The following is a 26,086-nucleotide window of genomic DNA, read 5'->3' as shown; positions in this document are numbered from 1 at the left end:
GCACCACCCATCATGCCCTGACGCCACCAGTTCTGGATCACGCCTTCATGCACGGTCGCACCATCGCGGTTGAAACCGTAGAACGGGCCTGCCGGGACATCACGGAAGAACTGCGCACGGTTTGCGGCAAGCGCTGAGCGGAAGCCGTCAAAAACCTCCATCGGCAGGCCTTCCGGATTGGCTTCGGTCTTCAGCATCAGCGGCGGCACGGCGGAAACGAGAACGGCCTTGGCGACACGGCCGGCGGGTTCGCCATGCTTGGCGACATAACGGGCAACTTCGCCGCCGCCGGTGGAATGGCCGATATGGACGGCATTCTTCAGATCGAGCGCTTCAACGACGGCAAAGGCGTCGGCGGCGTAGTGGTCCATGTCGTGACCATCCGCAACCTGGGCGGAACGGCCGTGACCACGGCGGTCATGGGCGACAACACGAAAACCCTTGGAGACGAAGAACAGCATCTGCGCATCCCAGTCATCGGACGAGAGCGGCCAGCCATGGTGGAAAACGATCGGCTGGGCATCCTTCGGGCCCCAGTCCTTGTAGAAAATCTCGGTGCCGTCCCTGGTTGTTACAGTACTCATGGTCTTGGTTCCTTCGGTGGCGGTAGTGGCGGAATCACTCTTGGCTGCGAAGCCGAAAACGGGATACATCGCTGTAACGGCAACGGCCGTACCTGCGGTCAGCAACACGTTCCGGCGTGTGATAGATGTGATATTCGTGGTCATCTCGCGTCCTGCGATTTCATTTTGAAAACTTCAGGCGACGCTGTGTTCGTCTGACAGACGCGATATTGACGTGAGAGCCGCCCATCAACAATTGATTGAATAGTGTCGACTTTATTTCATATTCTGCAATAATACGGCGGCGGAGTGTAGGGTAATGCTCCTACCTCCGCCGATGGCCCCGGGGAACAGGCAGATGCCAAGTCTCTTCGTCTCCGTTTGCGGGAGCACGATATCCTTTATCAAGCTTGGAGACTCCATAGAAAGTGGCCGATTGCACCACCACGATCGGAAATGACCGAAGTTTCCCTTAGTCCACGGACATACCGGGCGAAGCGAAAGACAGGTTTTGTCCGCGCGCAGAATTGAGAACTCTTGAATATAGCCGGAGAGGACACCGCGCGATGCAAGCGTGTTGTCACGGCGGCCGACGGATCAACGACAAGGGAGGAAACGAAGCAACCGTCTGCCGTCATCAGTCTTCAGTGTGCCGGACGGATTGATCCGGGTTAATTCAACCGGGCTGCCGCCCAAGGCACTCATGAATCTGAGAGACTACAGCGGCACCTTCGCCCACGGCGGCGGCGGCACGCTTGGTGGACCCTGCCCTGACGTCACCAATCGCAAACACGTTTTGAAGACTCGTCTCGAGCGGAAGAACGGATGTGCGCACAGAAGAAGCTCTCCCCGTCAGAATGAATCCTTTGTCGTCGACGTCCACACCGGAGCGTAACCATGACGTGTTCGGATCAGCGCCAATGAACAGGAAAAGATGCCGGACCCTGAAGGTTCGCTCACCACCGGATTGACGGTGACGCATCACGGCCCCGCTCAGACCAGTCGAGCGGTCTCCCTCAAGGCCAACAATCTCGCTGTCGACATGGATTTCGACATTGGACAGCGCCCCGATACGGTCAATAAGATAGCTGGACATCGTATCTTTGAGGGGTCTTCGGACAACAACATGGAGCTGCCGGACCTTGGGAGCAAGGAAGACAATCGCCTGCCCCGCCGAGTTCCCCCCTCCGACGAGTACGACCTCTTCACCTTCGCATAGTTTTGCCTCGATAGGAGACGCCCAATAGGAGACACCGGACCCTTCGAATTCGGCGAGATTTGCCAACTGCGGGCGGCGATAACGCGCCCCGCACGCGATCACCACGGTTCGCGCATCGACGCTCCGTTCGCCATCGAGACCCAGCCGCAATATCGAACCGGTTCCCCATGATGATTGAACAACCCGCAGGTCAATAACGGGGATGGGCAAAGCAACCTCGACCCCGAATTTTATCGCCTGGTTGAAGGCACGCGCCGCAAGATCTTGCCCGGAAATCCCCGCAGGGAAGCCAAGGTAGTTTTCGATCCGTGCGGACGCTCCCGCCTGGCCGCCTGCGGATCGTTCGTCAATCGCCAGGACACTCAAACCTTCGGAGGCCGCGTAGACGGCGGCCGCCAGGCCGGCCGGGCCGGCGCCGATGATCGCAACGTCATAGACGGCACCGGAAACAATCTCCTGTGCGACGCCCAGACAAACTGCGGCCTCGTTGTCTGTCGGATTCTTCAGAATGGCTCCGCCGGGGCACACCATCAGTGGCAGTTCTTCTCTCAAGATACCCAGTCGATGGACAAGATCGCGGCCTTGTCCGTCGGCGTCAGCGTCAAGCGCGACATACGGATATCCGCTTCGCGCCAGAAAGCCTTGAAGGCGGATAAGGTCAGCACTGCCCGGTTGACCTACCAGTACAGAACCGGCACCGCCCTGATCTACCAGGGCGACGCGCCGAAGTATAAACGCGCGCATCACGATCTCTCCGATGTCGGCGGTGCCGATGATCAGAGCTCTAAGATGCGGGGCGTCGAATGAAACGGCCATGCATCCCTCCGCACCGGCACGCCCACTCGCCAGGGATGGCCTGCCCGACAGCTGGCTGACCTCTCCGGAAAATTGACCCGTCGTATGTCGGGTCACGGGAACGCTGGATGACAGGCCGTCCTGGCGCAAAACCTCAATCGATCCTTCGAGCACCAGCCAGGCGGGTGCGTGCCTCTCGCCGACATTGAAAATCATCTCGCCGGGCAGAAAGTACCGCGGTTCGTCATCAGCGAAACGTCTTGCCGTCGCAATCTGTTGCGGATCGAGTGCAGGAAACATCTGGTGTTCACGTGAGCCTGCGGCGGTCATACCTTTTCCAATCTCAGTAGTAGCGGGGAACCGGGCCGCGTTGGGGCGATTGGTCGGGCAGGTCCACGAATACCTCATCGATATAGCACCAGCCCCAACCTTCAGGAGGATCGTAACCTTCTATGATGGGATGGCCGGTCTCGTGAAAGTGCAACGTCGCGTGCTTGCCGACCGATTGATCACAGCAGCCGACGTGGCCGCATTGACGACAGATCCGCAAGTGGAACCACTCCATGTTCTCCTTGAGGCACTCCTCGCAACCGAGCGTCCTCGGAGTGACGGACCGGACTGTGACATTGTGGTTGCATCCGCTCATGCTCGCTCTCCATCATCATACCAATGAGAGTATCCCAGTTGTTGAGAACGCTTTTCTCGTCCTTCAACGCGCTGCGACGGGATCCGGGTTCAATGCAAAGCTGCGCGATGCAATCGATCGCTCATTGGGCCAGCCGTTGCTCATCGATGAAGAGGTTATGCCCCGCTGAGCGGGAGTGCGATACCAGACTATGGTGTAGGTGGCTGATGGTCTGATCAGCGTACCGGAGCGAAAGGCTGGCTCCATCGGCGTCCACGGGGCCACTCCCGTTGTCGCCATCTTTCCTCATCGACAGCCGATGTTCGCGACTTTGCAAATACGACCGCGCCAAAGCCGCACCCCGGCGGCAAGGAGTTCGCGCTTCTAAGCCGGACTGGCATTGTCTCCTCTCTGATTAAACCGCGCAATGTTGCTGGAGAAGTGTATGACTGTTCGCCTTGAGGGTAGCGCCGGCGTTATAAGTTTCTGGCAAACACTTATAACCTTGACACGCGTCCGTGTCGTTATAAGTTTTTGGCAAATCCTTATAACTGCATTTCCGGGCACGAGAGGAAATAATGCTGAGAGAGATTGATATCAGCTACCGCACAATGTTTGCGGAGTTGACCCAACGAACGCTCGACGCCCAATTTGTGGCGGACTTTCCCTTAGAGGGATGGTTCGTGACTGTAACCGTCAAAGATCGCGACTACTGGTATTTCGATCTCCCGACTCCTGAAGGCAAGGACAAACGAAGATATGTCGGCCCGCACTCCGACGAGGCGATTACAGCACGGGTGAAGGCCCACAAGGAGATCAAGGACAACATTCGGGAGCGCAGACGCATGGTAAGCACTCTGCGTCGTTCCGGCCTGCCCGGACCAGACCCGTTTGCGGGCGCTGTCACGCGGGCCTTGGCCGATGCTGGATTGTTCCGGTTGCGCGCTGTTCTTATCGGGTCGGTGGCATTCAGCACCTATGCCGGGATGCTCGGCGTTCGCCTGCCATCGGCGGTTATGCAGACAGGCGACGCTGATTTCGCGCAGGACTTCGCCATTTCGGCCGAGGTAAAAGACAGCCTGCCGCCAATCCTGGAGGTTCTTCAGTCAGTCGATCCCGATTTTCGAGCAGTGCCGCACCAGGCGGACCGGGCCAAAATCGTAGCCTTCCAGAATGCCAGGGGCTACCGCGTTGAGTTCCTGACTGGAAATCGGGGATCGGAGGAATACACAGGCAAGCCGTCGCCTATGCCTGCACTCGGTGGCGCTTCGGGGGAAAACCTGCGATTCCTTGATTACCTGATCTACGAGCCCGTCCGCACGGTGCTTCTCTTCCGCGAAGGCGTGAACGTACTTGTCCCAGCCCCGGAGAGGTACGCTGTCCACAAGCTGATCATATCGTCTCGAAGGCGATCGGACGCTCTTGGACGCCTGAAGGCAGACAAAGACCTCTCACAGGCCGCCTTGCTCTTCCAAGCCTTGGTTGAGACGCGCCATAATGACGAACTGGCCGATGCATGGGAGGAAGCGTGGGATCGGGGAGACGCCTGGAAAGAGGGCATAGTCAGCGGCCTTCGGAGACTACCCAAGAGCGGAGTGAAAGCCCTCGAAAATACGCTCGGGCCCGAGATGCTACAAAGCGTGCTGCAAAGGTAAAGATCGGCAAGCCGTAGGACTGCGCGTCGATGTTTTCTTCTGGACGTGATGGCGTTACCTTATCGCCCAGTTTTAATTGACTCGGTCTTCGGGTTGTCGTGCCTAAAGCGTCGTGTGCTTCGGACGCCATCGGTTCTTGTCACCGCCGAAGTAATAGTGGCCGTAATGCCGTTCGGGTTTTTCCTAAACGCGCCCATGTCGGAGGGGGAAGGGTATCTGGAATGACGCTCTTCCCTGTAGACGGGTTGGAAATGGGCGCTCGCTTCGGCCGGTCTGGCGCAATCTACTGTCCACCCATCGGGCCGTCGCTGTCGCCGCCTTGCTCACGGTCGCCAGGCTGGCCGATCGGCACGGGGGCGCACCTTCGTCATTGTTGGTGATGATATCCTCGTCCTTGGCTCTCGGCCGCCATGTTGAGCCGCGTGTGGCTTTCGGGTCGTCCGGCCGGCCTACGGCATTCGGGTTCAAATCTCTCATGATGGTCTCCTTTCCCAACGCGAACCCTCAAGGCGCGCGGATGTTCCGGTGCTCGGAACTCAAATCGAGGCGGTTGCATTTGGGCATCAGAAGGAGGGCGCTATGCCAGACTATAAAGTAAAGCCGTACACCGTCGAGGAACTTCAACAGGAATACTCGGTCAGCCTGCCTCAGGCGGTGGAGGTGCTGGATCGTTTCGGCGGAGACCGGCGGACGATCAAAAAGCTTATGAAACGGTGTCCCGTTCGCGGTGATGAGCACTAGGAATATGACAAGCATGAGTTGCTCCTACCCGGCACGCCCCGTAATCTCTTGCTCGTGCGTCATCCGGAAGCGCCCGTTGCACGGCTGGCATCTCTCAATCAATACCAGGTTCTGCAAGACAGGGACTGCAAGCGCCTGTCATCCGTCGGCGCTTTCGTTCCGCTTAAGTGACATTCCGTAGATAGTGACATGAACGTCAACGAGACGTTTCATGTGATCGATGTCCGTCGCCGCGTAGCGAAGGCCACGAAGGCCATAGGTGAGCGTCGCCGCAAACTCAGCCCGTGAAACGGGGAGCGTCCAGTTCGGGACGTGCTCTTCCAAAATCCGAACCAGAAACTGTTGAAACCGCTCGTAGACCTCCCGAACCGCCGGAAACCGGAAATCAAAAAGGTCTGCGGCGTCAGGATGGGCTGAAGCCAGCTCCACCCCGTGGAGGCCCCAAACGGTACAGGCATGCAACAATTTCCCATCAACAGACTCAATCCGGTCGACCGCCTGCTGGATCTTTGCGAGGGATCTCGCGTCCATCATCTCAATGACGCGGCTGAAAATCGCCTCTTTGTCCGGGAACAGGAGATAAAGCGCGGGGCGGGAGATACCTGCGGCTCTTGCTATGTCGCCCATCGTTGTCCGCGCGAAGCCGTAGCGCACAAAAACACCCTCGGCTGCGACAGCAACCTTCTCTTCCCGGTCTGAAAATCTCCCCATTCCCGATTCTTGACATAATAACAAAAACTGTCAATATCTGACATATGAACGAATTTTGTCAGAAAGTCACATCATGGATCTTTATACCCTCTCGCCCCAAATCTTGTCAGACGCGGCTGAACGGCTCGGCGGCAACCCCGTCGTGATGATAAATCTTCTCCGCTTCCGCGAAAGTCCTCACTATCCGGGCGGGTTTGTGGATATGAAAGAGACGTCACGGGCAGCATATTACGAAGGCTATGCTGGCGTGTTCCAGGAGATCGCATCAAAACTCGGGATTATTTCCGAACGACTTTACGTCGGATCCAGAGCCATGACGTTAGTCTCGACCGAGGACGAACAGTGGGACGACATCGTGATGATACGCTACGACAGCTTTTCGGACCTGCTTTCAATCATCAGGCATCCGGACTACCTTTTGCGTGCCGAGCCCCACCGTCAGGCCGCAATCGCGAACTGGCGGTTCATTGCAAGCCAATGAACACCGCAATTCGGTGGCCGCGAGCATTCTGCCGACGTTCCCATAGCAAATTTGCCATGACCGGCCAGTCAAAGCGCACAGCCCTGATTATTGTAGTGCACCGCGATGGTCGCTCAGGCGGGCGCCCGTAGAGCGCATCGTCGTTCGAATGATGTCCTGGATCAAGGTATATGCAGCAAACGCCAGCGCACGGGCTACTTCGTTCGCATGCGGGGTTCGACGTGGACGCGACGCAAGCTGCGACACTAAAGCGGTTTCGGGAACAGCAGGCCGGCGCCGACGTTGTCAGGATTAACCCGCGAGATCGCACTGTGGAGCGCTTAAGACCGGTTTTGCTGAACCTTGCAATCGGAGAAAGCTGACGATGAAATTCAATCTCGAGCGCTTTGTGACGGCGCAGCAAAACATTTACGAGGTGGCCCTCAGCGAATTGCAGGCGGGACTGAAGCGCTCACACTGGATGTGGTTTATCTTTCCGCAACTGCGTGGCCTTGGCCGTTCGGAAACTGCGCGCTTTTACGCGATCTCGGGTCGTGCGGAAGCGGAGGCGTATTTGACGCATCCTATGCTTGGACCACGCCTCGTCGAGTGTACGACCGCCATGCTGCAGCACACCCATTTGAGCGCGCATGACATTCTCGGATCCCCGGATGATCTCAAATTTCGATCCAGCATGACGTTATTCGGAGCTGTTGCTGAACGGGATTTACCTTTCCAAGCCGCACTGGACATGTTTTACGCAGGAGTCCGTGACGAGAGCACGCTTCGGCTGCTGTGGTAGAAATAACGCTCGCCGACGCCGCCGGCATATTGGATGTAGCACGAGCATGCGAAGGTCGTCATGACCAGTCGGGCACACTTTGACCACCGTTAAGGTTTATTGTTTCGGGCCCGTGCTACCGATGTCCGATCGCTTATTCCACGTTCGGCATGCAGTCACGCGCATTCGGCAGCGGGCTCCCCTTGTGGCATCGTTCGAGAATGCGTTTGGCTTTATAAAGAGCAAACGGTGCCGGTAGCGCACTCGTTCTTTGCGCATCGATCATCTTCTATAGCTGCAGGATAGCCCGCTCCAACGGGTTAGCTGTAGTTCGTATGGGTCGCGGGAAATATCGAGCATGACCCGAGTTGATTGACATCATGTCACCTCATCGGTTGTTGTTATGGCCGGATACATTATGACAAAGACGACATATGCGCGGCGTGGAATTCGACAATACGCCTTGTGGTAAATGAAAGTTTGCAGTCGTTCCGATTTGAAGCTCTGTCTGATTTCGCTGTCAATTCCCGAGGGTAAATGCTGCAGAAGAGATGGAGGGGCACTTGTTCTCCGCTCGGCAGGAAGTGGCCGTGATGGTTTTCTCAGACCTCAGGAATGAGTTCAGCCACATGCTCCATCCACTTCGACGTCCGCCTGCGGCGCCCAGTCAATGCGGTATCCCGACACCTAAGTGATCATTGGTTTTCATCCCGCTTTGATCACGGGCCCGGAATCCCGCTGCTGCTCTTTCCCGCCGTTTTTGAGTCAGCGCCGGGCTCTGTGGGCGATCTTTTTGGCGCGATTGCCGCAGCTGCCCATGTCGCACCAGCGCCTTGAAGCGTTCTTTGTCCGGTCGATAAACAGCCAGTGACAATCGTCGGGTGGGCATTGCTTCAGCCGGGAGATTTCGTCGCCCCGAAGCAGGTCGAGCGCGGACCACGCGATGGTGCCGGTCACGCGATAGATGCCCTCAAAATGCCATGTGTACGGCGTTCCGGAAAGCGAAGCCTGGCGCATAGCCAGCGCAGCAACGTCGCGTATGACGTCCAGATCCAGCCGAGACGGATCGAGATCGTTAGCTATCGCCGATCCCGCGGCACCGATTGCCTTGCGAAGCGCGAGCACCTGCTGGACCAGTATCTCTTGCTCCTGCGGCGATACGACGAAGTCGCCGCCGACCAGACCGACTTGCTTCGACCATGCCACAACGTCATCGAAGCTTGCCAAATGGTCGACTTCCCGGCTCGTGTTGCGCCAACTGATGGTGTTGGCGAGATCAAGAGCGAGATTGCCGGAGACGCGGTGGGGCAGTGACATCATCGCTTTCTTTTCCTGGTCAGCGCGATTGCGCCGGAACACGCGCCGTTCCCGATGCACAGAGGTGGGGACCATCTGGAGACCGGCCGGCCTTGCTGCGGCCGGGAGATCCCGATTTTCTTGCGGAGCTCCATCACCCTAGGCAGGGCTTGCTCGCGACTCAACGAAGGCTCGGATCATTCACCAGAATTTGATGCAGCTCGATGCGCTCGGGCAGTTCGATCAGGAACTCGGCGTCGCGATCGAGATGATGAACCTTGACAGGATCGCCCTTTGTAAAGGCGGTCATCGTCTCGATGTCCGGCCAGTAGGAGATAGTCGTGAACCACGTTTCCTCGTCCCGATCCTCCCGAAAAAGCTGGACGCCGAGGGCGATTTCCTCAAGCGGAGGAATGCCCTCGGCTCGCAAATAGGGCTCGTAGCTGTCCGCGACCTCGCGGCGCGTACGGCCGCGCCAGATGCGTGCAATTGTGGGCTTCGTAACCATGCATGTCTCCTCTCGTTGCGGGCTACATTCAAAGGAGCGATCATCGGAATGTCCGGGCCAGGAAATCGCGGACGAGCGGCAACGCCTGTTCGAGATGGGTTTCCAGCAGCCAATGCCCGGCCTCGCTGAGAATGTGCAACTCCGCGTCCGGGAGATCGCGCCGGTAAGCTTGCGCCGACGCCTCGGGCATATAGGCGTCCTGCGGGCCCCACACCACCAGGGTCGGAGGGCGGTGCTCACGCAGATAGCCTTGATAGCGAGGGAACCAGTCGAGGTTTTCCTCCAGCTTTTCCATCAGGCGGACTGCCACCATTTTGCGTGTCGGCGTATCCATAAGCGGCCAATGGAGCTTCCAAAGGTCGGGAGGGACGAGGCTTGCCACTTCTTCAGAGACTTCACCGACGAACTCCTCGCGAAATCCGTCTTCACTTACGGCCTCCGCGAGAGGGCGGTGCTTCTCCGGCGACTTGTCGGCCCACCACGCTTTGATCGTCCCGTATTTAGGGCCGAGCACGTCTTCATAGATGTCACCGTTCTGGATGATCAGCGCGGCGATCCGCTCCGGGTGGGCTATGGCATGCCGCAGACCAATCTGCGATCCATAGTCGTGGAGCCAGAGCGCGTAGCGCTCCAGTCGGAGCGCCTCAGCGACGTTGTTGAGCACCTCGGCGTAAGCGTCGAAGTCATATCCGAACTCGGCGGGATCGGGGGTGTCGCTGTAGCCAAAACCCGGCCAATCGAAAGCTACCGTGCGCCACTGATCGGCGAGTGCCGGCATCAGCCTGCGGTACTGATAGGACGAACACGGGTATCCGTGGGGCAGGAGCAGAACGGGCGCCTCAATCGGCCCCGCTTCCCGGAAGAACAGGGAGTGCGTTCCAATGGTCATCCGCCGGTGGGTTATATTGCATCTGTTCACGCGTTCGCTCCTGACAGCTTCTCCATCTCGCGGAACCATCATAACTCGTTTAGCCGGTTCCGGTTCCGTCGTCGTGACGCACCGGTGTTCGGCCCAGCGCGACGGGGCGGACCTATCAAGATCACGGCTCCCCACGCACGCTTCTCCAGATCAGACGACCATTCAGTCTCGATTTCAGAATGGGAGCATGAAAGACGCAGCAGAATGGGAGCCGGTGGAGCCAGTTTCTGACTCACTTGCCGTCCGCCACAGAAGCCGCAAACCTGGCCAAATCCTTATTGAACCGCGACGCTTCTTCAAGAAATGGCGCATGACCCGAGTTGTCGTAAATCTCTGACTTGATCGAGCCGTTGAACGACTTCGCGCGTTCTATACTCGGCTGCGGCCGTACCAGATTATCCTTGCCCCCATAGATCAACAGAACCGGCTTTTTTGCCTTCGCCAGTCCTTCTTTTGCCTGGACTGTCATCGAGGGGACTGTTCGCGTCATCAGCCATGATGCCACCGCTGCATTGGACAGCAGCCGTTCAAACGTCGCGTTTTCTGGCTGCGTTGCAAAGCAGAGGGCCAGGAAGGTCCGCACCATGTCGAGATGCGTCCGCAGGTCCTCTGAGGCCAGTCCTGCATAGACCTCCGGATGCGGCGTGATGAGATCGGGTTTGAGTTCGATGACACCGTCGACGTAAAGGAGGCCACCAATCCCGGCGTCGCCATGGTTGGCAAGATAGTTCGACAGCACCACACCCCCAAGAGACCAGCCCACGAGCACCGGGTTCGTCGCTCCGCTTCCCCGAAGGACTGCATCGAGATCGTCTGCCCAGCGGTCGCCATCCTTGTAGGCGTCAGCGTCATCCGGCTTTGCCGACAGTCCATGTCCTCTCAGATCAAAGGTGATCAGCCTAAACTTCTGCAGGTCTGGATCGGCCGTCTGGCTGTCCCAATTGATGCGGCTGCCAAGCAGACCGTGAACGAATACAATTGGCTGACCTTGGGGATTTCCGGTTTCTTCGACGGCGATTGTAACGCCATCGGAGGATGTGACGGTATATTGCTTTTCGGCAGCCCCAGTGGCCGATGCCCCCGTAAACAAGATCACCGCAGCAAACATTCCCGTTGCGGCTCGGATGAAACGTCCTGACATAAAATCTCCAGTGGTGTTGGGCGAGAATTGGCTATTTTTAGTGATCGATACAAACTAATCACTTGATTTTCTCTGTCAACCGGTCTTTAGTGATCACTATGAATAAGCAGATCAAACGCCGGCGCGGCGGACCGAGGACCTTCAATCGTGACGAGGCGATCGACATCGCCATGCATCTGTTTTGGCGGCATGGCTACGAAGGTGTGTCGCTCAACGATCTGACGACCGCGATTGGAATCGCACCACCAAGCCTCTATGCCGCGTTTGGGAGCAAAGCAGGGCTTTATCGGGAGGCCCTTGATCACTATTCGGGAATTCCCGGGGCTTTGTTCAACCTTGAAGGCGCATCAACATTGGAGGACACCGTGTCGGCGATCCTGCGCCAAGGGGCCGACGCCGTGACGGACCCTGCCGGTGAACGAGGATGCATGGTGTCCAGCGGCATGCTGCAATACGCCGAAGAACATGCCGCGCTTGCGCGAGTGTTGTCCGAGGGCAGAGATATGATGAGAGAAACAATTGCCCAGGCGCTTGGTCGTTGGCTCAACTCAGATCGCGCGCGCTCCCTCGCCCGCTTTTTGGTCGTCGTGCTTCAGGGCATGTCCGTCCAGGCCCGGGACGGCGCGACGCGCGAGGAACTGGAAGACGTCGTGCAGGACGCACTGCTCGTGTCTCTCACGGCGCGCAAGACCGGAAGGAAATAACAATAAAATTTCTGATTGTTCGACACTGTTTCAAGAATAGCAGGCCCTGCGTCAAGACAATTGCACCCGACGATGATGAGCCTGTGAACAAGTGGATTGCCGGAGCACTCTCCTAACCGCGCAAGTCATTTTAACAACAAAACCAACGCTCGAGTGGACAGAGACTCACCGCTTTCTATAACTCATAATTTCGCGAAAAATGAGCTATTGCATGCCGGTCTATCGCTCAGCGCCATATCTGTAACTCCGCGACAGTAAGCGGTGCGTCACGAGGTTGATCGCATAGCAAGAGGTTGGGGCTCAGTCCACCGGCCTCCCCCTTGGTCCATCACGCGACAAACCAATAATGTCGAAGAAGCGCTGATCGTTTCCCAGGAGGCTTGGTGGGCGGCAACTGGATTTTTAACTGGACATCCGGAAGATGAAATCTCTTCGATCCTCTGAGCTCCGCGATTTTTTCAAGCCCGCGCAATGCACGCTGTCACGGCTTGCACTTTAATATTTGCCGGACGGGAACCGTTATCGACGCCGCCGGTTTTGCCCCGCTCAATCCTGACGGGGGAACCATGCGGTCAAAGCAACACAATCGCTCCAATGTCACAAAATCACCGGCTTGGGGCGTACGACGCTCTCCATCGGGGGGTGTCACTTTTCGAACCTGGGCGCCTGGGCAAAATGAATTATACCTCGACGACGGCACGGCTTTACGATGCATGGCACGCGACGAGCACGGGTGGTTCGAGATCAGATGTCCAGACGCTGTGGCAGGAACCGAATATTGCTTTGTCCTGACTGACGGACAACGGGTGCCCGACCCCGCTTCGCGGGCGCAGAAGGACGATGTCAATGGACCATCGCTCGTCACCGATCCGGATCGCTACATTTGGCGAAATATCAGCTGGAAGGGACGTCCGTGGGAGGAGACAGTAATTTACGAGATGCACGTCGGAACCTTCACGCCGGAGGGGACGTTCGAGGCCGCGGTTGGGAAACTCCCTCATCTTGCGCAGCTCGGAATTACCATGATTGAGGTTATGCCGGTTTCCCACTTCGGCGGCAACCACGGCTGGGGCTACGATGGCACTCTGCTTTATGCTCCCCACGCCGCATACGGCAGGCCGGATGATTTCAAAGCCTTTATCGATGAAGCGCATGGTTTTGGCATATCCGTCGTGCTCGACATCGTTCTTAATCATTTCGGACCGCAGGGGAACTACCTCCCCCTGCTGGCTCCGGGTTTCTTCGACAAGGATCGAAAAACCCCTTGGGGCGATGGGATAGCCTATGACGTCGACGCCGTGAGGCGATACATTGCCGATGCCCCTCTTTATTGGCTGCACGAATTCAAGCTTGATGGCCTTCGATTTGACGCGATTGACCAGATTGAGGACAATTCCGCAAAACACATTTTGGTGGAGATAGCTGAACGCATTCGGCGCGAGATCACCAATCGTCCTATTCACCTTACGACCGAGGACAGTCGCAACATCATCTCCCTGCATGAGAGAGCCACAGACGGAAGTATTCCTCTGTTCACCGCAGAATGGAATGATGACTTCCACAATGCGGTTCATGCGCTTGTGACAGGGGAAAGCGACGCTTACTATCAGGATTTCGCGGCGGCACCTGAAAAGCTCGTGGCCAGGGCGCTCGCAGAAGGCTTCGCCTACCAAGGCGAAACTTCACCCCAAACCGGAAGACCACGTGGCGTCAGAAGCGACGGCCAACCGAGCTCCGCATTTGTGGATTTCATCCAGAACCACGACCAGGTGGGCAACCGGGCCCACGGGAACGGCTGATTACACTTGTAGGCAGCGATCGCGCCAAGGTTCTGATGGCTCTACTTCTACTTTCGCCACACATTCCTCTTCTGTTCATGGGAGAAGAATTCGGCGAGTCCAACCCGTTCCTGTTCTTTACCGATTTCCGTGATGATCTCGCAAACACAGTCCGCGAGGGTCGAAGAAGCGAGTTTGACGGCCATTCCGGTTACAAAAGCGAGACTGTTCCCGACCCCAACGATCGCACCACGTTCGAGACGTCAAAACTGGATTGGAGCAAGGCCCAAACCGAGGCGGGGGAAGATTGGTTAACGCTCACGGGCAAGCTGCTTTTACTGAGACGGACAAAGATCGTGCCTCTTCTTCGAGGAGATAATGGCCGCGCTGGCAGAGTTGTGGAGGCAGGCGACGGATGTATTGCGGTCACCTGGACGTTTTCTGCCGGCGCGCTTTCGATCGCCGTCAATCTTGGCGATGAAACAACGAACAACTGTGTTGTTGTCACCGACAATGAGCGCGATTTCCAGGGGATTGAGATCATCAACCCCCTCCGTACAAGCGCTATCTGAAACGATTGCTAGGGTTAAGCTCTTGAAGAGATCGAACCGGCGACTGCAATAGGCAAAAAAATGCGGGCTTGATGGGCGTAGATTTCTGCACCAATGGGTGCTATTTGCATATCAACGTTTCGGAGCTAGTTATGCGATCAACCATCAATCTCGACGACAGCCTTATGGAAAGAGCAAAGTCCCTAACGGGCACGAAGGAAACGGCGGCTCTTGTGCGTCAAGCACTAGAGACTTTGGTGCGAGTCGAGTCTGGCAAGCGGCTAATCGCTCTTGGAGGCACTATGCCTGAGGCTGAGGCAGCGCCTCGCCGCCGGAGCGAAGTGGGGAAGTGATCCTTGTCGACAGTTCAATCTGGATTGATCATTTCCGACACGGGGACCCGGAGCTCGTCAAAATCATCGGAGATGATCAGCTGCTTTGCCACCCTTTCGTTGTAGGTGAACTGGCCTTGGGTAGTCTGCGAGAACGGGATGCGGTATTAGCGTTTCTCACAGCTCAGCGTGAAGCAGTAGTTGCAACCCATGCAGAGGTGATGACAGTCATTGATCGCCATTCGATATTCAGCATGGGGATCGGCTATACTGATGCACATTTGTTGACTTCAACTCTCCTGGACCGTCGATCCAGCTTGTGGACGAGGGATAAGCGCCTAGCGGCCGCCGCGCGGAAGGTTGGGGCGGCGCTTTATCCCTCTCCGCATACTCCTCATTAGAAACGAAGTTACAAACCCTTGAGTGCAATTTCGCTCTTGATAGGATCTGAACTGACGGCCCCTTCTTTCACCCGCTCAATAACGACGATTTCGTCTGTCTTGCGCTCACATCTCGCCTCCGTCCAAACGTTATTCCTTCAGACGATCGACCAAACGCTTCATCAGATCCATTCGCTCGCGAAAAATCGCTACGATGCGGGCGGGCGCATCCTGTTGAGGCAGACAAAAGACGTAATGGTCCTGACATCGCGTCATCCTTAGCGCCGGATAAAGCGCACTCATATCCTTGAACAAACCTCTGTCCTCGGCAAGGTTTGCGATACCTCGCTCCAAACCTGAGACGTAGCGACGTACCTGCGCACCACCCATTGCGTACGCGTGTAACGGATTACCGAACGTAGATCTGATTCCGCTTCCGCGGTAAGAATATAGGCAGTCAAGCACGACCCTCGGAAATCTCCTCGTCAAGGATCTCACTCACGGTTTTAGTCGACAGTCTTCCGGCAAGCCCCTCATTGACGCGGGTGTTCATCAACGCCCTCAGTTCCTCCCAGGCTCGCTCTGCGTCTGTGTCACCGGGGAAGAGGCGCTCAAGCACATACTGCTTTATTGTCTTGCCCTGCAATGCTGCCAGCGCCTTGAGGCTTTGATGTTGTTGGTCCGTTATGTCGATCGTCAATCGGCTCATCTGACGCACTCCTGAACTCAGAAAAGCCCACATTCACACATATGTAGCTTTGTGGCCACCGCCGATGCTTAACCGACGTCGCTTTGAGCGCTTTGCTATTCCGAAGACTCGAATCCCCTACATGCTCTGCTCGAGTGTCGGGGACCGACGATCATAATCACCCTTGTGTCTAACATGGCATCGGCAACACGTTGCTCGACGAGTCTTGGATGAGCATCACGGCCTTATTCCTCTCAATGACCGTTTGAAAATACATTGTTGACTAATTGAAAGTCAAAGTTTGACCATTTGAAATTCATTTGGCGGCTGATTGAAAATTGAGGTCCGAACTCGGTGGCACGAGGTAGGCGAGAGGTACGCAGGCACCGCCTGTCGCTAATCAATTATCCGAACTGATTTAGCTGAAACGCGCCGAGAGGATGGTCGAGAATGATGAGGAGGACAATTTGTGTTTACGCTGAACACGATGCTGAGCTTTACAATGGAAGAACCCAATGCCTTGAGCGGATATGAACCAGCGACCCTGCGGCGATTTTGGGTTTCAACGATTTTTTTTGAGCTGTTGCGAAATTTTTCCGGCGGACTTTTCTGTTCGCGAATCGAAGGCGCCGGCCTTCAGATTGGTCAGGCCAGTGCCAGCAAAGCGTGCCGCGCGCTGGACGATGTTTTTCGTGGTGAAAGGGGTGAAGACCCAGGAGGCTTTGGAAGGATGTTGACGAGACCAAAGCGTTTTTCAATAGCCATCTGACAAGTGCTGGACGCCCCTCTTCATGCCTTGTGTTGTCGGGATCCGGCAGTGGCCTCGCGGTCACAGCAACCTAGGTCGAGGCCGAGCTGCGGGATAGCATGCATCAGCTCGACAAGAGGCGTCGGCTGTCAATGATTTTTGTCGAGGCTAACACGCATCGATCTGGCGGAAGTTGTGGCTCCCATGCTGCTCGTGACCGGGTTAGTAGTCGCCCGGTCACGATCACATGACATAACAGTCGAGTCCCCGGGCCTCAGAATTCCTCCCAGCTTTCAGCCGCGGCTGCGCGGCCTCCGATAGCTCCTGCTACTTTCGCAAGCATGCGGCGGGCAGGAGAAATGACAGGTTTGTGTTCGACTCTCACCGCCGTCGGCTTGCCGGTTTCAGCTCTTCCTTCCGCGCCGACGCAAAATTTAGATATGATCTCACGCAGGCGCTGCACCTCGCTGGCAAGAGACGCGCTGGCAGCCGTCGATTCTTCCACCATGGCCGCGTTTTGCTGCGTCGCCTGATCCATCTGGTTCACGGCCGTGTTGACCTCGGCAAGACCAATCGACTGCTCCTTGGCCGACGTTGATATGGCGTCGAGCTGCGTGTTGATCGAAACAACCTGCTCCTCGATCACCTTGAGCGCTTGGCCCGTTTCCTGAACCAGCTTTACACCCGTGCTGACTTCATCCACGGAGTTTCGGATGAGATCCTTGATCTCCTTCGCTGCTTGAGCCGACCGCTGAGCAAGCTCGCGCACCTCCTGAGCGACCACCGCAAAGCCCTTGCCCGCTTCCCCGGCCCGCGCAGCCTCGACACCGGCATTCAGCGCCAACAGGTTGGTCTGGAAGGCAATCTCATCGATGACACCGATAATGCTGGAGATCTGGTTCGACGACTGTTCGATGCGCTGCATGGCGATTACAGCATTCGAAACTACTTCGCCCGAGCGGCGCGCTGACTTGTTGGCCTCGATTGCCACATGACGTGCTTCTTCGGTGCGTTTGGAGGAGTTTGCAACGTTGGTGGTAATCTGGTCGAGAGCGGCTGCCGTTTCCTCAAGCGACGCGGCCTGCTGCTCGGTCCGTTTTGAGAGGTCTTCGGCACTCTGGCTGATTTCACGTGCTCCACTATCGATTGATCCTGTGGCGTTCGCGACAGATCGCAAGCTCTCTGCCAGTTGACTAACAGCTGCGTTGAAGTCAGACCTCAATGCCTCGAAATCTGTGGCAAAGGGTTCGTTCAGTCGGAAAGTCAGGTTCCCGCTCGACAGGTGCTTCAGACCCTCCGCAAGGCCTGACGTCGCCCGTGCCATCTGCTGGGCGCGCTCACGCTCAAGTTCCGCGACCCGCAATTGCTTCGCCTCGCTAGCGGAGCGCGTCGCGGCCGCTTCCTGTTCAAGCTCCCTTGCCCGCAGGCCGTTTTCCTTGAATACCTGGACGGCCCTCGCCATGCCGCCAACTTCATCGCGGCGATCCGTTCCATCGACGCCGGCGTTCAAATCCCCATTGGCGAGCACGTTCATGGTGACCGACATCCGCTGGATCGGACGTACCAACCAGGAACGGATAGCGAGGAAGCCGACCGCGAGAACGATGATCAAGCCGACGATGACAGCGGCGAGGGTCTTGGTAGCGGTGCTGCTGGCGTGCGCGGACAGCTCCTCACCCGTCTTCGCAGCACTATCAACGATTTCATTCGTCGCACCTGTAAACTTCGGAGTGAGCGCGCTGAAAGCCGGCTGACACTGGCTCAGAAACAATTGTTGTGACGCCGCAATGTCTTGCTCCGTCGTCGCGTTTCGCGCCGCCACAATGGTCGGGCCACACACCTCTTTAATGACCTTGAGGCCTTCGGCCTTGAGAAGAGCAATCTCGGCGTGCTGCGGGACAGCGCCAGCAACGGTGTCCATGTATTTCACAAAACCGGCTTCAGCATCCTTGATACCCTTTTCCGCCCGCTCGTTCAGGTCTGCCGAGCGCGACATCAACAGTTCCCCGATGGACGCTCGTGCTGCCTGGAGGTTGCGATTGGAGCGAGCCAAATACAAGGCGGCGGTTGATTCGCCGTCCATCAGGCCAGCATAGTCTTCGTCAACTCTGGCAATCTGGATCCCGGAATAAAGGGCGACCCCAAGCGAGAACAAGCCGAAGCATGCCATAATAATAAGAAATTTTCCGACGATAGAAATGTGTTTCATGTGCCGCTCTCGCAATAATTAACGTTTATCAGGAGGAACCACGAGCAATTCATTCGCCGGGTGTACCTATGATGGCAGACGCATGATGAAGATTCCGAATACACGAGAATTTTCTCCGAGACGTAATACCTGCTAAAGCGATCAAGATTACCGCTTCATTCTCAGCGACACGAAATATACGATAATAATGTTTTATATTCGTTAAGAATCACATCTACCTACCAACACCGGTTGCTCTCTAGGCCCAGTGACGCCTTCACCGCGGCGACGGTTGCTATGTCGCGCGCTTCTGAAGCGGTCGGCAGGAAAGCTGCTCGGCTTCTCGCTCAATCTGCGATCGTGATTTTTGCGGTCGAGTTGAGCTGCGGATCTCATTCGATAACGTTGCTCACGTCGCCACAATCTGATTGTCACCGTTGGTCTGTTCTGCAGATGGAACATACAATGCTCGAACGAAATATTCGCACTTGAGGTGTCTCCCGACGGGGCTGGCGACCGCCCGAACGGGACAACCTGTCGCGGTCTTGCTCTTGATGGGGATCGAACCGTCAACCCCCTACACAAACGTGGTCGATAAGCTTAGCGGCAGATTTTCTGGCCGTTCTTGCGCGCCATGGAGTACGCGAAGAATTCGAACTGCCGTCTCGGCAAAGGCGTAGGCGGCGATATAAGGCGTGCCATTGATGACGAGTTCGCGTGTCCCGGCAATTCGACCCACGCGCCCACTGGCAGGAAAATCGAGCAAGCGACGGGCGGCAGCGGCTATCCGTTCATCGATCAACACGGCAGCGGCGGGATTATCTGCCTCGACGTATGTGAAGATGGCGTCACGATCCGACAACGCAAAAGCAGACCAAGTAAGCTTCACGATTCTGGCACACCCGCTTTGAGGCGGGCTGCCGCTCGACGTTTGACAAAGTGCGCCTCGGCCTCGTCGTCCGATAAATCCGGTCGAGTATCGTTTAACGCTTCGAGCACCTTAGTCCGAAACCAACCGTCATGCGCCTCACTGCCGGATAAAAGTTCAAGAGGCAGAGCGCCCTCGTTAGCGGTCCGGGTGAGCATGATACGAACCGCATCAGATACCGTGAGGCCCATGCTTTCAAGGACGGCAGAAGCACGATCCCTGACTTCGGAATCAATACGTGTTTGTACGAGAGCGTTTGCGGCCATGGCTGTCTCCATATTCAAGGAGAATGTAATGCAAATGAATGACGCTTTCCAGCTAGAATTTTCACCCTGTCATTCCCCGTTCACGATTCTCGTTTGCTCTTGATGGGATTCGAACCAACGGCCATCCTGTTTTGGATGGGCTAACGCCTTGAATATGCAGCAAGGCTTGATAAATTGAATGCCGAGCCGCAAGACACTACTTCGCGAACTCACGATACAGCTCGACCTTCGGTGCGTGCGTATCGATCGTGTCGGTGACCTTGGCGGCCATCGGCAGGTTTTTCTTTTCCGCCTCCCATACCGTCCTAAAGCGTTCAACCGTCTCGCGCGCGGTGTCGATCACCAGCTTCTCGGAAAGCTCCGCTTTCGCAGCCAGATGCGTCAGCTCATCCTTCGACAGCGCCGCCATCTTTTTTGTGCGGGAGAAATTGAGCGCCGCCGTATCTTCCCCCTCGATGTAAGGGATAGTCGACAACAAGTCATACGCTGGCGAGAGCGCAGGGGTGCGGCGATCAGGATAGATGAGCGAGCAGTTCTTCAGGTGCAAGTCGCCATTGCCGATTAGCGTGCTGAAGACTAGACGCCGGATGAATTCCGCCACGTCGGCCGTGCTGGTTTCGATCCCCAGCACGCGGCCGATCATCCGGTAATTGCCCCTATCGTATTTGTGGTCGGGAAAGACGCCGAAGACTTGCGCAAAGTCCTCGATATGCACCGCTCCCTCCGGCGTGCGGTCAAAACGCTTGATCGCCAGCGCCTGCCCATGCAGTTCACCCACCCCCTGAGGCAGGCCGCTCACGGCGTCGAGATCAACCAGCTGGAGCTCAGGCACGTCCATACCCATCATGCGGGCGATGGTCATCATCGCGAACTCATTCTCGGGCACGCCACTATATTGTTGAGACGGCAGCTTCACGATCCACGAGCCGCCCGTGCCCTCGGCCGGAATGGTCAAGCCGCCGCCCTTTTTGTCGTTTTTAAAGGCCGAGAACTTCAGCTGCACACCCGCCAGCGAAAAGCGCAGCGCGTTCGGCCGCGCTTCGACGATAGCCTGCTCGTCATCCGGAGGCGCGTCATCCCCTTTGGAGGGATGCACCGTCACAGCCCCAGGCAGGTCGCGGCCGAGCATCCAGAGCAGGAAGAATTCCCGCGACGGCTTCACACCCGCACGATCAGCGAGGTATTTGCGCAGCGGTCCTTCCGGCAGTAGGTTCGAGAAGAAGGGCGGGACCACCGTGTTGTACGGCCTGAACTTCGTGATGAGCGCCCCGAACGGGTCTTTCAGGGACAGGCTAAGCGTCGGCCGCTTTTCGTCTTCGATATATGCATCGTTGAACGCGAAGATGGTGCGCCCGTCCTGCAGATTCGTCAGGGTCGCAACCGGTTCCCCATACAGCCTGACATCGAGTACCGTGACCTTAGGCATTATCATCTTCCTCATCCAGCGCATAGGCCGAGCGAGGGACCGCGTCGTCACGGTCGCGGTGCACCGCGGCATTGCGTAGGTGTCTTACGGCATGTGCGATCCTGCTCAGTTCCTGACGGGACGGCGGATCAGCCTGCCACCGGTCGAGGCGTGCAGTCGCCTCATTGAATGTGTCCATCTCCTCGGCCGACAGAGGAAGATGCCGTAAGAGCGCGAGGCTATCTTTGAATGTATCTGCCTCGGAAGCACTACCGAACCCGCCCCTGTGCCGGGCAAACCACCGCTCAAGGCGCCCCACCAGCTTGCGCTGGTCGGATGTCAGGACATCACTCGATGCCGACGCGCTATCGAGGATATTGCGGATTGCCGGCATCAGTTTTTTCGGGGCAAGGACGATCTCGAGGTCGAGCGCGCGTGCCACATCCACCAAGCTGCCAAGTCCGGGCTCCATGGTGCCCCGTTCTATCTGAGAAATATGGCTTTGCGTCAGGCCCGATCGTGCGCTCAGCTCGCGCTGGCTCATTTTCTGCGCTTCGCGCGCAGCGCGCAACTGCTGCGTTATATGCTCTGTTTTATATGCCATATCATTATCCTGTATCGCTTGATGCGAAACATACAGGATAATATATAGAGGATTCTCAGGAGCGATGCAACGTCGATATATAAAACTGTATCAAATTGCTGACTTATATAGAATAGTGTATCGTCTTGCAGTCTTAGCGCTTACAGTTACCCCTTGCGGCCATCAAGGAAGCAGCTGCACGAGCCAATTCCGACCTCAATATCCTTGGCCGAGAACAGGCTGAAGCCATCATCCAGGCATGTCAGGAAATTCGGAGCGGCGCACTTCTCGAACAGTTTGTCGTCGATCTTATTCAAGGCGGTGCCGGCACTTCCACGAACATGAATGCCAACGAGGTGATCGCCAACAGGGCGCTTGAAATCCTGGGGCATCGCCGTGGTGACTATGGTCATCTTCACCCCAATGAACATGTCAACCTTACCAGTCGACCAATGACGTTTACCCCACCGCATTGAAGCTCGCGTGCCTGGCCGGGATCGGGCGTCTTCTCGGCGCGATGGCTGGCTTACGTATGGCATTCGCCGACAAGGCCTCGGAATTTGCCGATGTCCTGAAAATGCGTCGGACACAGTTGCAGGACGCCGTTCCGATGACCTTGGGTCAAGAGTTCGGAACATATGCGGTCATGCTGCTGGAAGATGAAGCCCGCTTGTCGGAAGCGGCTTTGTTGATCCGTGAAATCAATCTTGGCGCAACGGCAATCGGAACCGGCATCGCTGCCCACCCGGACTATACAACCAAGGTACGCGAATATCTGTCCAGCATCATCGGCATCGATCTGATCACCGCCCCAGATCTGGTTGAAGCCACGCAGGATTGCGGCGCCTTTGTTCAGCTGTCTGGCGTGTTGAAACGTGTGGCCGTAAAACTGTCGAAAGTTTGCAATGACCTTCGACTGTTGTCCTCAGGACCGCGGGCCGGTTTCGGCGAGATCAATCTGCCGGCGCGTCAGGCGGGCTCGTCGATCATGCCAGGCAAGGTCAACCCGGTCGTCCCTGAGGTCGTCAATCAGGTGGCATTCGAAGTGATAGGCAATGACGTCACGGTGACGATGGCCGCGGAAGCGGGCCAGCTTCAACTCAATGCTTTTGAGCCGATCATCTTCTACAGCCTTGATAACTCCATCCGCCATCTGACCGAAGCCTGCCGGACGTTGGAAGAAAACTGCGTGCGCGGCATCACCGCCAACCGTGACCGTCTCAGAGACAATGTCGAGCAGTCGATCGGCCTCATTACAGCCCTTAACCCCTATATCGGTTATAGCAACGCGACGGAGGTTGCGTTGGAAGCTCATCGATCGGGACGCGGAGTCTACGAAATCGTCCTTGAACGTGGCTTGATGGCGAAGGAAACGCTCGACACCGTGTTACGCCCAGAGATGCTAACTCGTCCGCAACAGATATTGGCTTAGACTGACGAACAGCGGTTTCCAATCCTTCTTACCAGTCACATTGGCAGAGCTTATGGCTCCTTTGCAACCAATGTCGAACCTCCCATCGCCTTGAAGGGAATCGAACTTAAATCCTTCCCTTACTTTAATCGCCCCAGAGACAAGATAGCGGTATCGCCGCAAGATTATCACCAAATGGCAGGATCTTGTCGCCGTCGTACAGCACCCAGCCTGCCTTAAAGGTGCGTCCGGTGGCCACGGCTACTTTGCGTAAGCCTTTGAAATCTGCTGCGGTCACCGTTGCCGCGGCCTTGACTTCAAGTCCAACCATATTGCCAGCTTCGTCTTCGAGAAGGATATCTACTTCGTCCTGATCCTTATCCCGATAGTGGTGGCAGGCTGATTGGACTTCGCTCCAGGTCGAAAGCCGGAGGATTTCGCCAGCGACAAACGTTTCCAGCAATGAACCAAATAGTCCTCGGTCACTTGAAATTCGATCGATCGTCATTCCGACAAACGAAGCTAAGAGCCCGCTATCGAGAAACAGGAGCTTTGGTGTCTTAACAAGACGCTTCAAAGGGTTTCGAAACCAGGGCTCGATGCGACGAACTAGGAACAGCTGTTCGAAGAGTCCGATATATCGCCGGGCGGTCTTGTCATCGATGCCGACCTGGCCGGCCAATTGGGTGAAATTGAGCAACTGTCCCGAATGATGCGCGAGCGCCCGCAGAAGCTGCGGCATTTGGTCCAGTCGTTCGACGTCGGCAATTTCGCGCACATCTCGTTCAACGATGGCTCGTATGTATTCTCTAGCCCATGCGGATCGACGGCGGGGATCGCCACGACCGACCATCTCAGGATAGCCGCCGATGAGCACTCGCTCCATCAGGTCGTTTCCGACCGTTGGATTGCGAGGCGCTATGACCGTTCCGGCAAAAGCGGAATCGAGGAAGTTCGACTGGTTGCGTCGAATTTCGGACTGAGCTAGGGGCAACAAGGTAACGACTTCCATCCGCCCGGCCAAACTATCCGAAATCGTCGGGAGTGCGAGAATGTTTGCTGAGCCGGTTAACAAAAATCGCCCAGGCCGCCGATCGTTGTCTACAGCCTGTTTTATGGCACGCAGCAACTCCGGTGCACGCTGCACCTCGTCTATGATGGCGGTATCAATCTGACGAACGAAGCCGACTGGATCGGTCTTTGCTGATAGTAAGGTCGTTTCGTCATCTAACGTGAAATATGGACGATCTGTCTGGAGCAGGGTTCGAGCCAACGTCGTCTTGCCACACTGCCGCGGTCCGTTCACAAGTACGACTGGCGTATCTTTGAGCGCGACCCTAATTCGCTCGGCTGCGCCTCTCGGATAAAGGAGGTCAGAAGGACTTTCCCCTTTCAATCTATTTTTCCTCCTGATCGCTACCAAATTCTAGGATTGCCGATGCGTTCAGGTCGGAGTTTACATGCGTCCAATTCGGATTGCAACTTCGTCCAATCCGGAACTTACTGCCGTCCGTTTCGGAAACTTGATGGGGACGAGCCAGCTGTCGAGAAGAGTGAGCGGAGGCGTGTTGGAGTGAAGATTCAAATCGTATTGCTCTTGATGGGAATCGAACCGATGTCCGGTCACCATAAACGACTGCTTGCATTGTGTTTTCAGCCGCCTAAAGCATATCCTAAGGACGGGACGCACGTTAAAACCGGACACCGGTCTGGTCCATCAAGCCGAATGCCTTCCCCCGCTGCTCCTCGGGATAGGATGGCCGCTTGGCGCTGGGGCGCTGACTGAAACGATCGAACCAAGTCTGGAGCTTAACGCACTCGGGCGGGATCGATACGGCGTAAAAATCGCTCGCGTATTGCAGCGTCGCCATGGCCACGCAGTCAGCCAGCGTGACGTATTGACCGGCAATGAACCGCTCTTCGGGCATCAAGCTTTCGACAAGCCGCAACTGCCCGATATACCGGTCGGCGCCGATTTCGGCGACCTCCCGACTCGATCGCACCGCGCCTTGCCCAAGCACACTGCCGTGGCGCGCCCAAAGACCGAAGAATGTCAGGGCCTCATCGAACATGTAAACGCATTGGCGCACCTTCGCCCGCACAGCCGGCGTTTTCCCCCGCATATCGGGATCCGGAATTGTGTCCTCGATATAGTCGAGGATCGCCAGCGATTGGCCGATGACGGTGCCATCGGCATGCCTCAGGATGGGAAGAGATCCCATGGGAGTAAGAGCCCCGATCTCGGGCGGAGGCATGTTTGCAAGCGTATCCGGCTGCGCATACACTGTCATGGCGACGCCCGCAGGCTGCTTTTCTGCCAGGTAGATATTCAACCTTTGCGGATAAGGCCCAAAGGCGAAATTGAAGATTTCGATCAAGCTGATCCCTCCTTATCAACAGGGCGTTGTTCGCAGCATCAGGCGATCATGACCCAGCCTCGGAACGAAAGAGCGGCGTAGAACAGGCTTGGATGCTTGAAGCCCGCTTCGCGAAAGCACGCTTCTTCCCGGTCCTGCGAAAGCAGCGGCAGCCGCTCGGCCATCGCCTTGGCCGAGGCTGCTGCCTGTCCGGGCGCCGAAGTCGGGCCCACGGCAAATTCCGCAGATCTCTCCAGCCAGAGGTACGCTTGTCCATCGATCTCAGTGTGATGGGCAGCAACCAAAACGCCGCCCGGCTTCAGACGCCCGCGGATCTCCCGGAGAGTCTCCAG

26 protein-coding genes and 2 pseudogenes are annotated in these 26,086 nt (G+C 56.7%); 11 read left to right on the top strand and 17 right to left on the bottom strand.

Annotated elements, in window-relative coordinates; all coding sequences use genetic code 11:
* The 3 genes from DOU54_RS13370 to DOU54_RS13360 form a co-directional block, all read right to left on the bottom strand.
* Nucleotides 1-584: alpha/beta fold hydrolase (locus tag DOU54_RS13370; protein ID WP_286079905.1), on the bottom strand; the 584-nt coding region annotated here is incomplete at its 3' end.
* Between the two features lie 655 nt (nt 585-1,239).
* Nucleotides 1,240-2,907 (bottom strand): FAD-dependent oxidoreductase, encoded by a 1,668-nt coding sequence (locus DOU54_RS13365; protein ID WP_113731399.1) that lies wholly within the window; start codon nt 2,905-2,907, stop codon nt 1,240-1,242.
* A gap of 13 nt (nt 2,908-2,920) precedes the next feature.
* On the bottom strand, nt 2,921-3,223 hold the full coding sequence (locus tag DOU54_RS13360; protein ID WP_037094982.1) for a UBP-type zinc finger domain-containing protein: 303 nt from the start codon (nt 3,221-3,223) through the stop codon (nt 2,921-2,923).
* 557 nt (nt 3,224-3,780) lie between these two features.
* On the opposite strand from DOU54_RS13360, the gene DOU54_RS13355 reads away from it, so the two are divergent.
* Both DOU54_RS13355 and DOU54_RS27430 read left to right on the top strand, forming a co-directional pair.
* Nucleotides 3,781-4,857, top strand: coding sequence for a nucleotidyltransferase family protein (locus tag DOU54_RS13355; protein ID WP_113731398.1), 1,077 nt, complete (start codon nt 3,781-3,783; stop codon nt 4,855-4,857).
* A 579-nt stretch (nt 4,858-5,436) separates the two neighbouring features.
* Nucleotides 5,437-5,598 (top strand): hypothetical protein, encoded by a 162-nt coding sequence (locus tag DOU54_RS27430; protein ID WP_173402667.1) that lies wholly within the window; start codon nt 5,437-5,439, stop codon nt 5,596-5,598.
* Nucleotides 5,599-5,736: 138 nt separating this feature from the next.
* Here DOU54_RS27430 and DOU54_RS13350 read toward each other — a convergent pair whose 3' ends face one another.
* Entirely contained in the window at nt 5,737-6,309 is a 573-nt protein-coding gene (locus tag DOU54_RS13350) for a TetR/AcrR family transcriptional regulator (RefSeq protein ID WP_113731397.1), read from the bottom strand.
* Between the two features lie 73 nt (nt 6,310-6,382).
* On the opposite strand from DOU54_RS13350, the gene DOU54_RS13345 reads away from it, so the two are divergent.
* Nucleotides 6,383-6,790, top strand: coding sequence for a hypothetical protein (locus DOU54_RS13345; RefSeq protein ID WP_064263885.1), 408 nt, complete (start codon nt 6,383-6,385; stop codon nt 6,788-6,790).
* Between the two features lie 364 nt (nt 6,791-7,154).
* Entirely contained in the window at nt 7,155-7,571 is a 417-nt protein-coding gene (locus DOU54_RS13335; RefSeq protein ID WP_113731395.1) for a DUF1810 domain-containing protein, read from the top strand.
* A 744-nt stretch (nt 7,572-8,315) separates the two neighbouring features.
* On the opposite strand, the gene DOU54_RS13330 is transcribed toward DOU54_RS13335, so the two are convergent.
* From DOU54_RS13330 to DOU54_RS13315, 4 genes are all read right to left on the bottom strand, one after another.
* The gene (locus tag DOU54_RS13330) at nt 8,316-8,870 is read right to left on the bottom strand and encodes a CGNR zinc finger domain-containing protein (protein ID WP_286079903.1); all 555 of its coding nucleotides are present in this window, start codon (nt 8,868-8,870) and stop codon (nt 8,316-8,318) included.
* Nucleotides 8,871-9,027: 157 nt separating this feature from the next.
* Complete coding sequence (locus DOU54_RS13325) at nt 9,028-9,354, bottom strand: hypothetical protein (RefSeq protein ID WP_113731394.1); 327 nt, start codon at nt 9,352-9,354, stop codon at nt 9,028-9,030.
* A gap of 40 nt (nt 9,355-9,394) precedes the next feature.
* Nucleotides 9,395-10,243 (bottom strand): alpha/beta fold hydrolase, encoded by an 849-nt coding sequence (locus tag DOU54_RS13320; RefSeq protein ID WP_193603334.1) that lies wholly within the window; start codon nt 10,241-10,243, stop codon nt 9,395-9,397.
* A 262-nt stretch (nt 10,244-10,505) separates the two neighbouring features.
* Nucleotides 10,506-11,414 (bottom strand): alpha/beta fold hydrolase, encoded by a 909-nt coding sequence (locus DOU54_RS13315; protein ID WP_113731393.1) that lies wholly within the window; start codon nt 11,412-11,414, stop codon nt 10,506-10,508.
* A 98-nt stretch (nt 11,415-11,512) separates the two neighbouring features.
* On the opposite strand from DOU54_RS13315, the gene DOU54_RS13310 reads away from it, so the two are divergent.
* From DOU54_RS13310 to DOU54_RS28070, 5 genes are all read left to right on the top strand, one after another.
* Nucleotides 11,513-12,118: a TetR/AcrR family transcriptional regulator gene (locus tag DOU54_RS13310; protein WP_113731392.1), complete on the top strand. Its 606-nt coding sequence runs from the start codon at nt 11,513-11,515 to the stop codon at nt 12,116-12,118.
* A 566-nt stretch (nt 12,119-12,684) separates the two neighbouring features.
* Entirely contained in the window at nt 12,685-13,917 is a 1,233-nt protein-coding gene (treZ, locus tag DOU54_RS28080) for a malto-oligosyltrehalose trehalohydrolase (RefSeq protein WP_286079902.1), read from the top strand.
* 35 nt (nt 13,918-13,952) lie between these two features.
* Complete coding sequence (locus DOU54_RS28075) at nt 13,953-14,468, top strand: alpha-amylase family protein (protein WP_286079901.1); 516 nt, start codon at nt 13,953-13,955, stop codon at nt 14,466-14,468.
* A 131-nt stretch (nt 14,469-14,599) separates the two neighbouring features.
* On the top strand, nt 14,600-14,800 hold the full coding sequence (locus DOU54_RS13300) for a type II toxin-antitoxin system VapB family antitoxin (protein WP_006699143.1): 201 nt from the start codon (nt 14,600-14,602) through the stop codon (nt 14,798-14,800).
* A complete protein-coding gene (locus DOU54_RS28070) occupies nt 14,797-15,180 on the top strand; it encodes a type II toxin-antitoxin system VapC family toxin (RefSeq protein WP_022557663.1) in 384 nt (127 codons plus the stop codon). Before DOU54_RS13300 ends, DOU54_RS28070 begins: the two co-directional genes overlap by 4 nt.
* 436 nt (nt 15,181-15,616) lie before the next feature.
* Here the strand turns inward: DOU54_RS28070 and DOU54_RS13285 are convergent, their stop codons facing one another.
* Entirely contained in the window at nt 15,617-15,868 is a 252-nt protein-coding gene (locus DOU54_RS13285) for a type II TA system antitoxin, ParD family (protein ID WP_113731391.1), read from the bottom strand.
* 448 nt (nt 15,869-16,316) lie between these two features.
* Here DOU54_RS13285 and DOU54_RS13280 point away from each other — a divergent pair, with 448 nt between their 5' ends.
* A complete protein-coding gene (locus tag DOU54_RS13280) occupies nt 16,317-16,616 on the top strand; it encodes a hypothetical protein (protein WP_034499457.1) in 300 nt (99 codons plus the stop codon).
* Between the two features lie 253 nt (nt 16,617-16,869).
* On the opposite strand, the gene DOU54_RS13275 is transcribed toward DOU54_RS13280, so the two are convergent.
* The 5 genes from DOU54_RS13275 to DOU54_RS13255 form a co-directional block, all read right to left on the bottom strand.
* A complete protein-coding gene (locus DOU54_RS13275) occupies nt 16,870-18,804 on the bottom strand; it encodes a methyl-accepting chemotaxis protein (protein ID WP_113731390.1) in 1,935 nt (644 codons plus the stop codon).
* A gap of 556 nt (nt 18,805-19,360) precedes the next feature.
* Nucleotides 19,361-19,672: a type II toxin-antitoxin system RelE/ParE family toxin gene (locus DOU54_RS13270; RefSeq protein WP_113731389.1), complete on the bottom strand. Its 312-nt coding sequence runs from the start codon at nt 19,670-19,672 to the stop codon at nt 19,361-19,363.
* Nucleotides 19,669-19,977, bottom strand: a complete 309-nt coding sequence (locus DOU54_RS13265; RefSeq protein ID WP_113731410.1) for a type II toxin-antitoxin system RelB/DinJ family antitoxin — start codon at nt 19,975-19,977, stop codon at nt 19,669-19,671. The genes DOU54_RS13270 and DOU54_RS13265 overlap by 4 nt, the downstream gene beginning before the upstream one ends.
* A 196-nt stretch (nt 19,978-20,173) precedes the next feature.
* Nucleotides 20,174-21,403: a type II toxin-antitoxin system HipA family toxin gene (locus DOU54_RS13260; RefSeq protein ID WP_034499453.1), complete on the bottom strand. Its 1,230-nt coding sequence runs from the start codon at nt 21,401-21,403 to the stop codon at nt 20,174-20,176.
* Nucleotides 21,396-21,986 carry a helix-turn-helix domain-containing protein gene (locus tag DOU54_RS13255; RefSeq protein WP_037095081.1) on the bottom strand — a complete coding sequence of 197 codons (591 nt, stop codon included), beginning with the start codon at nt 21,984-21,986 and terminating at the stop codon, nt 21,396-21,398. Before DOU54_RS13255 ends, DOU54_RS13260 begins: the two co-directional genes overlap by 8 nt.
* Nucleotides 21,987-22,138: 152 nt before the next feature.
* Here DOU54_RS13255 and DOU54_RS13250 point away from each other — a divergent pair.
* Nucleotides 22,139-23,397, top strand: a pseudogene (locus tag DOU54_RS13250) (aspartate ammonia-lyase); the annotation flags it as partial.
* 124 nt (nt 23,398-23,521) lie between these two features.
* On the opposite strand, the gene DOU54_RS13245 reads toward DOU54_RS13250, so the two are convergent.
* From DOU54_RS13245 to DOU54_RS28060, 3 genes and pseudogenes are all read right to left on the bottom strand, one after another.
* On the bottom strand, nt 23,522-24,772 hold the full coding sequence (locus DOU54_RS13245; RefSeq protein ID WP_072492740.1) for an ATP-binding protein: 1,251 nt from the start codon (nt 24,770-24,772) through the stop codon (nt 23,522-23,524).
* 295 nt (nt 24,773-25,067) lie between these two features.
* Entirely contained in the window at nt 25,068-25,754 is a 687-nt protein-coding gene (locus DOU54_RS13240) for a glutathione S-transferase family protein (protein WP_113731388.1), read from the bottom strand.
* 38 nt (nt 25,755-25,792) lie between these two features.
* Nucleotides 25,793-26,086 (bottom strand): annotated as a pseudogene (locus DOU54_RS28060) (methyltransferase); the annotation flags it as partial.

The organism is Agrobacterium sp. MS2, from assembly GCF_003261015.1.
GTDB lineage: Bacteria > Pseudomonadota > Alphaproteobacteria > Rhizobiales > Rhizobiaceae > Agrobacterium > Agrobacterium pusense.
The sequence above is the reverse complement of the archived record's forward strand: the minus strand, read 5'-3'. Positions and strand labels throughout refer to the sequence as shown.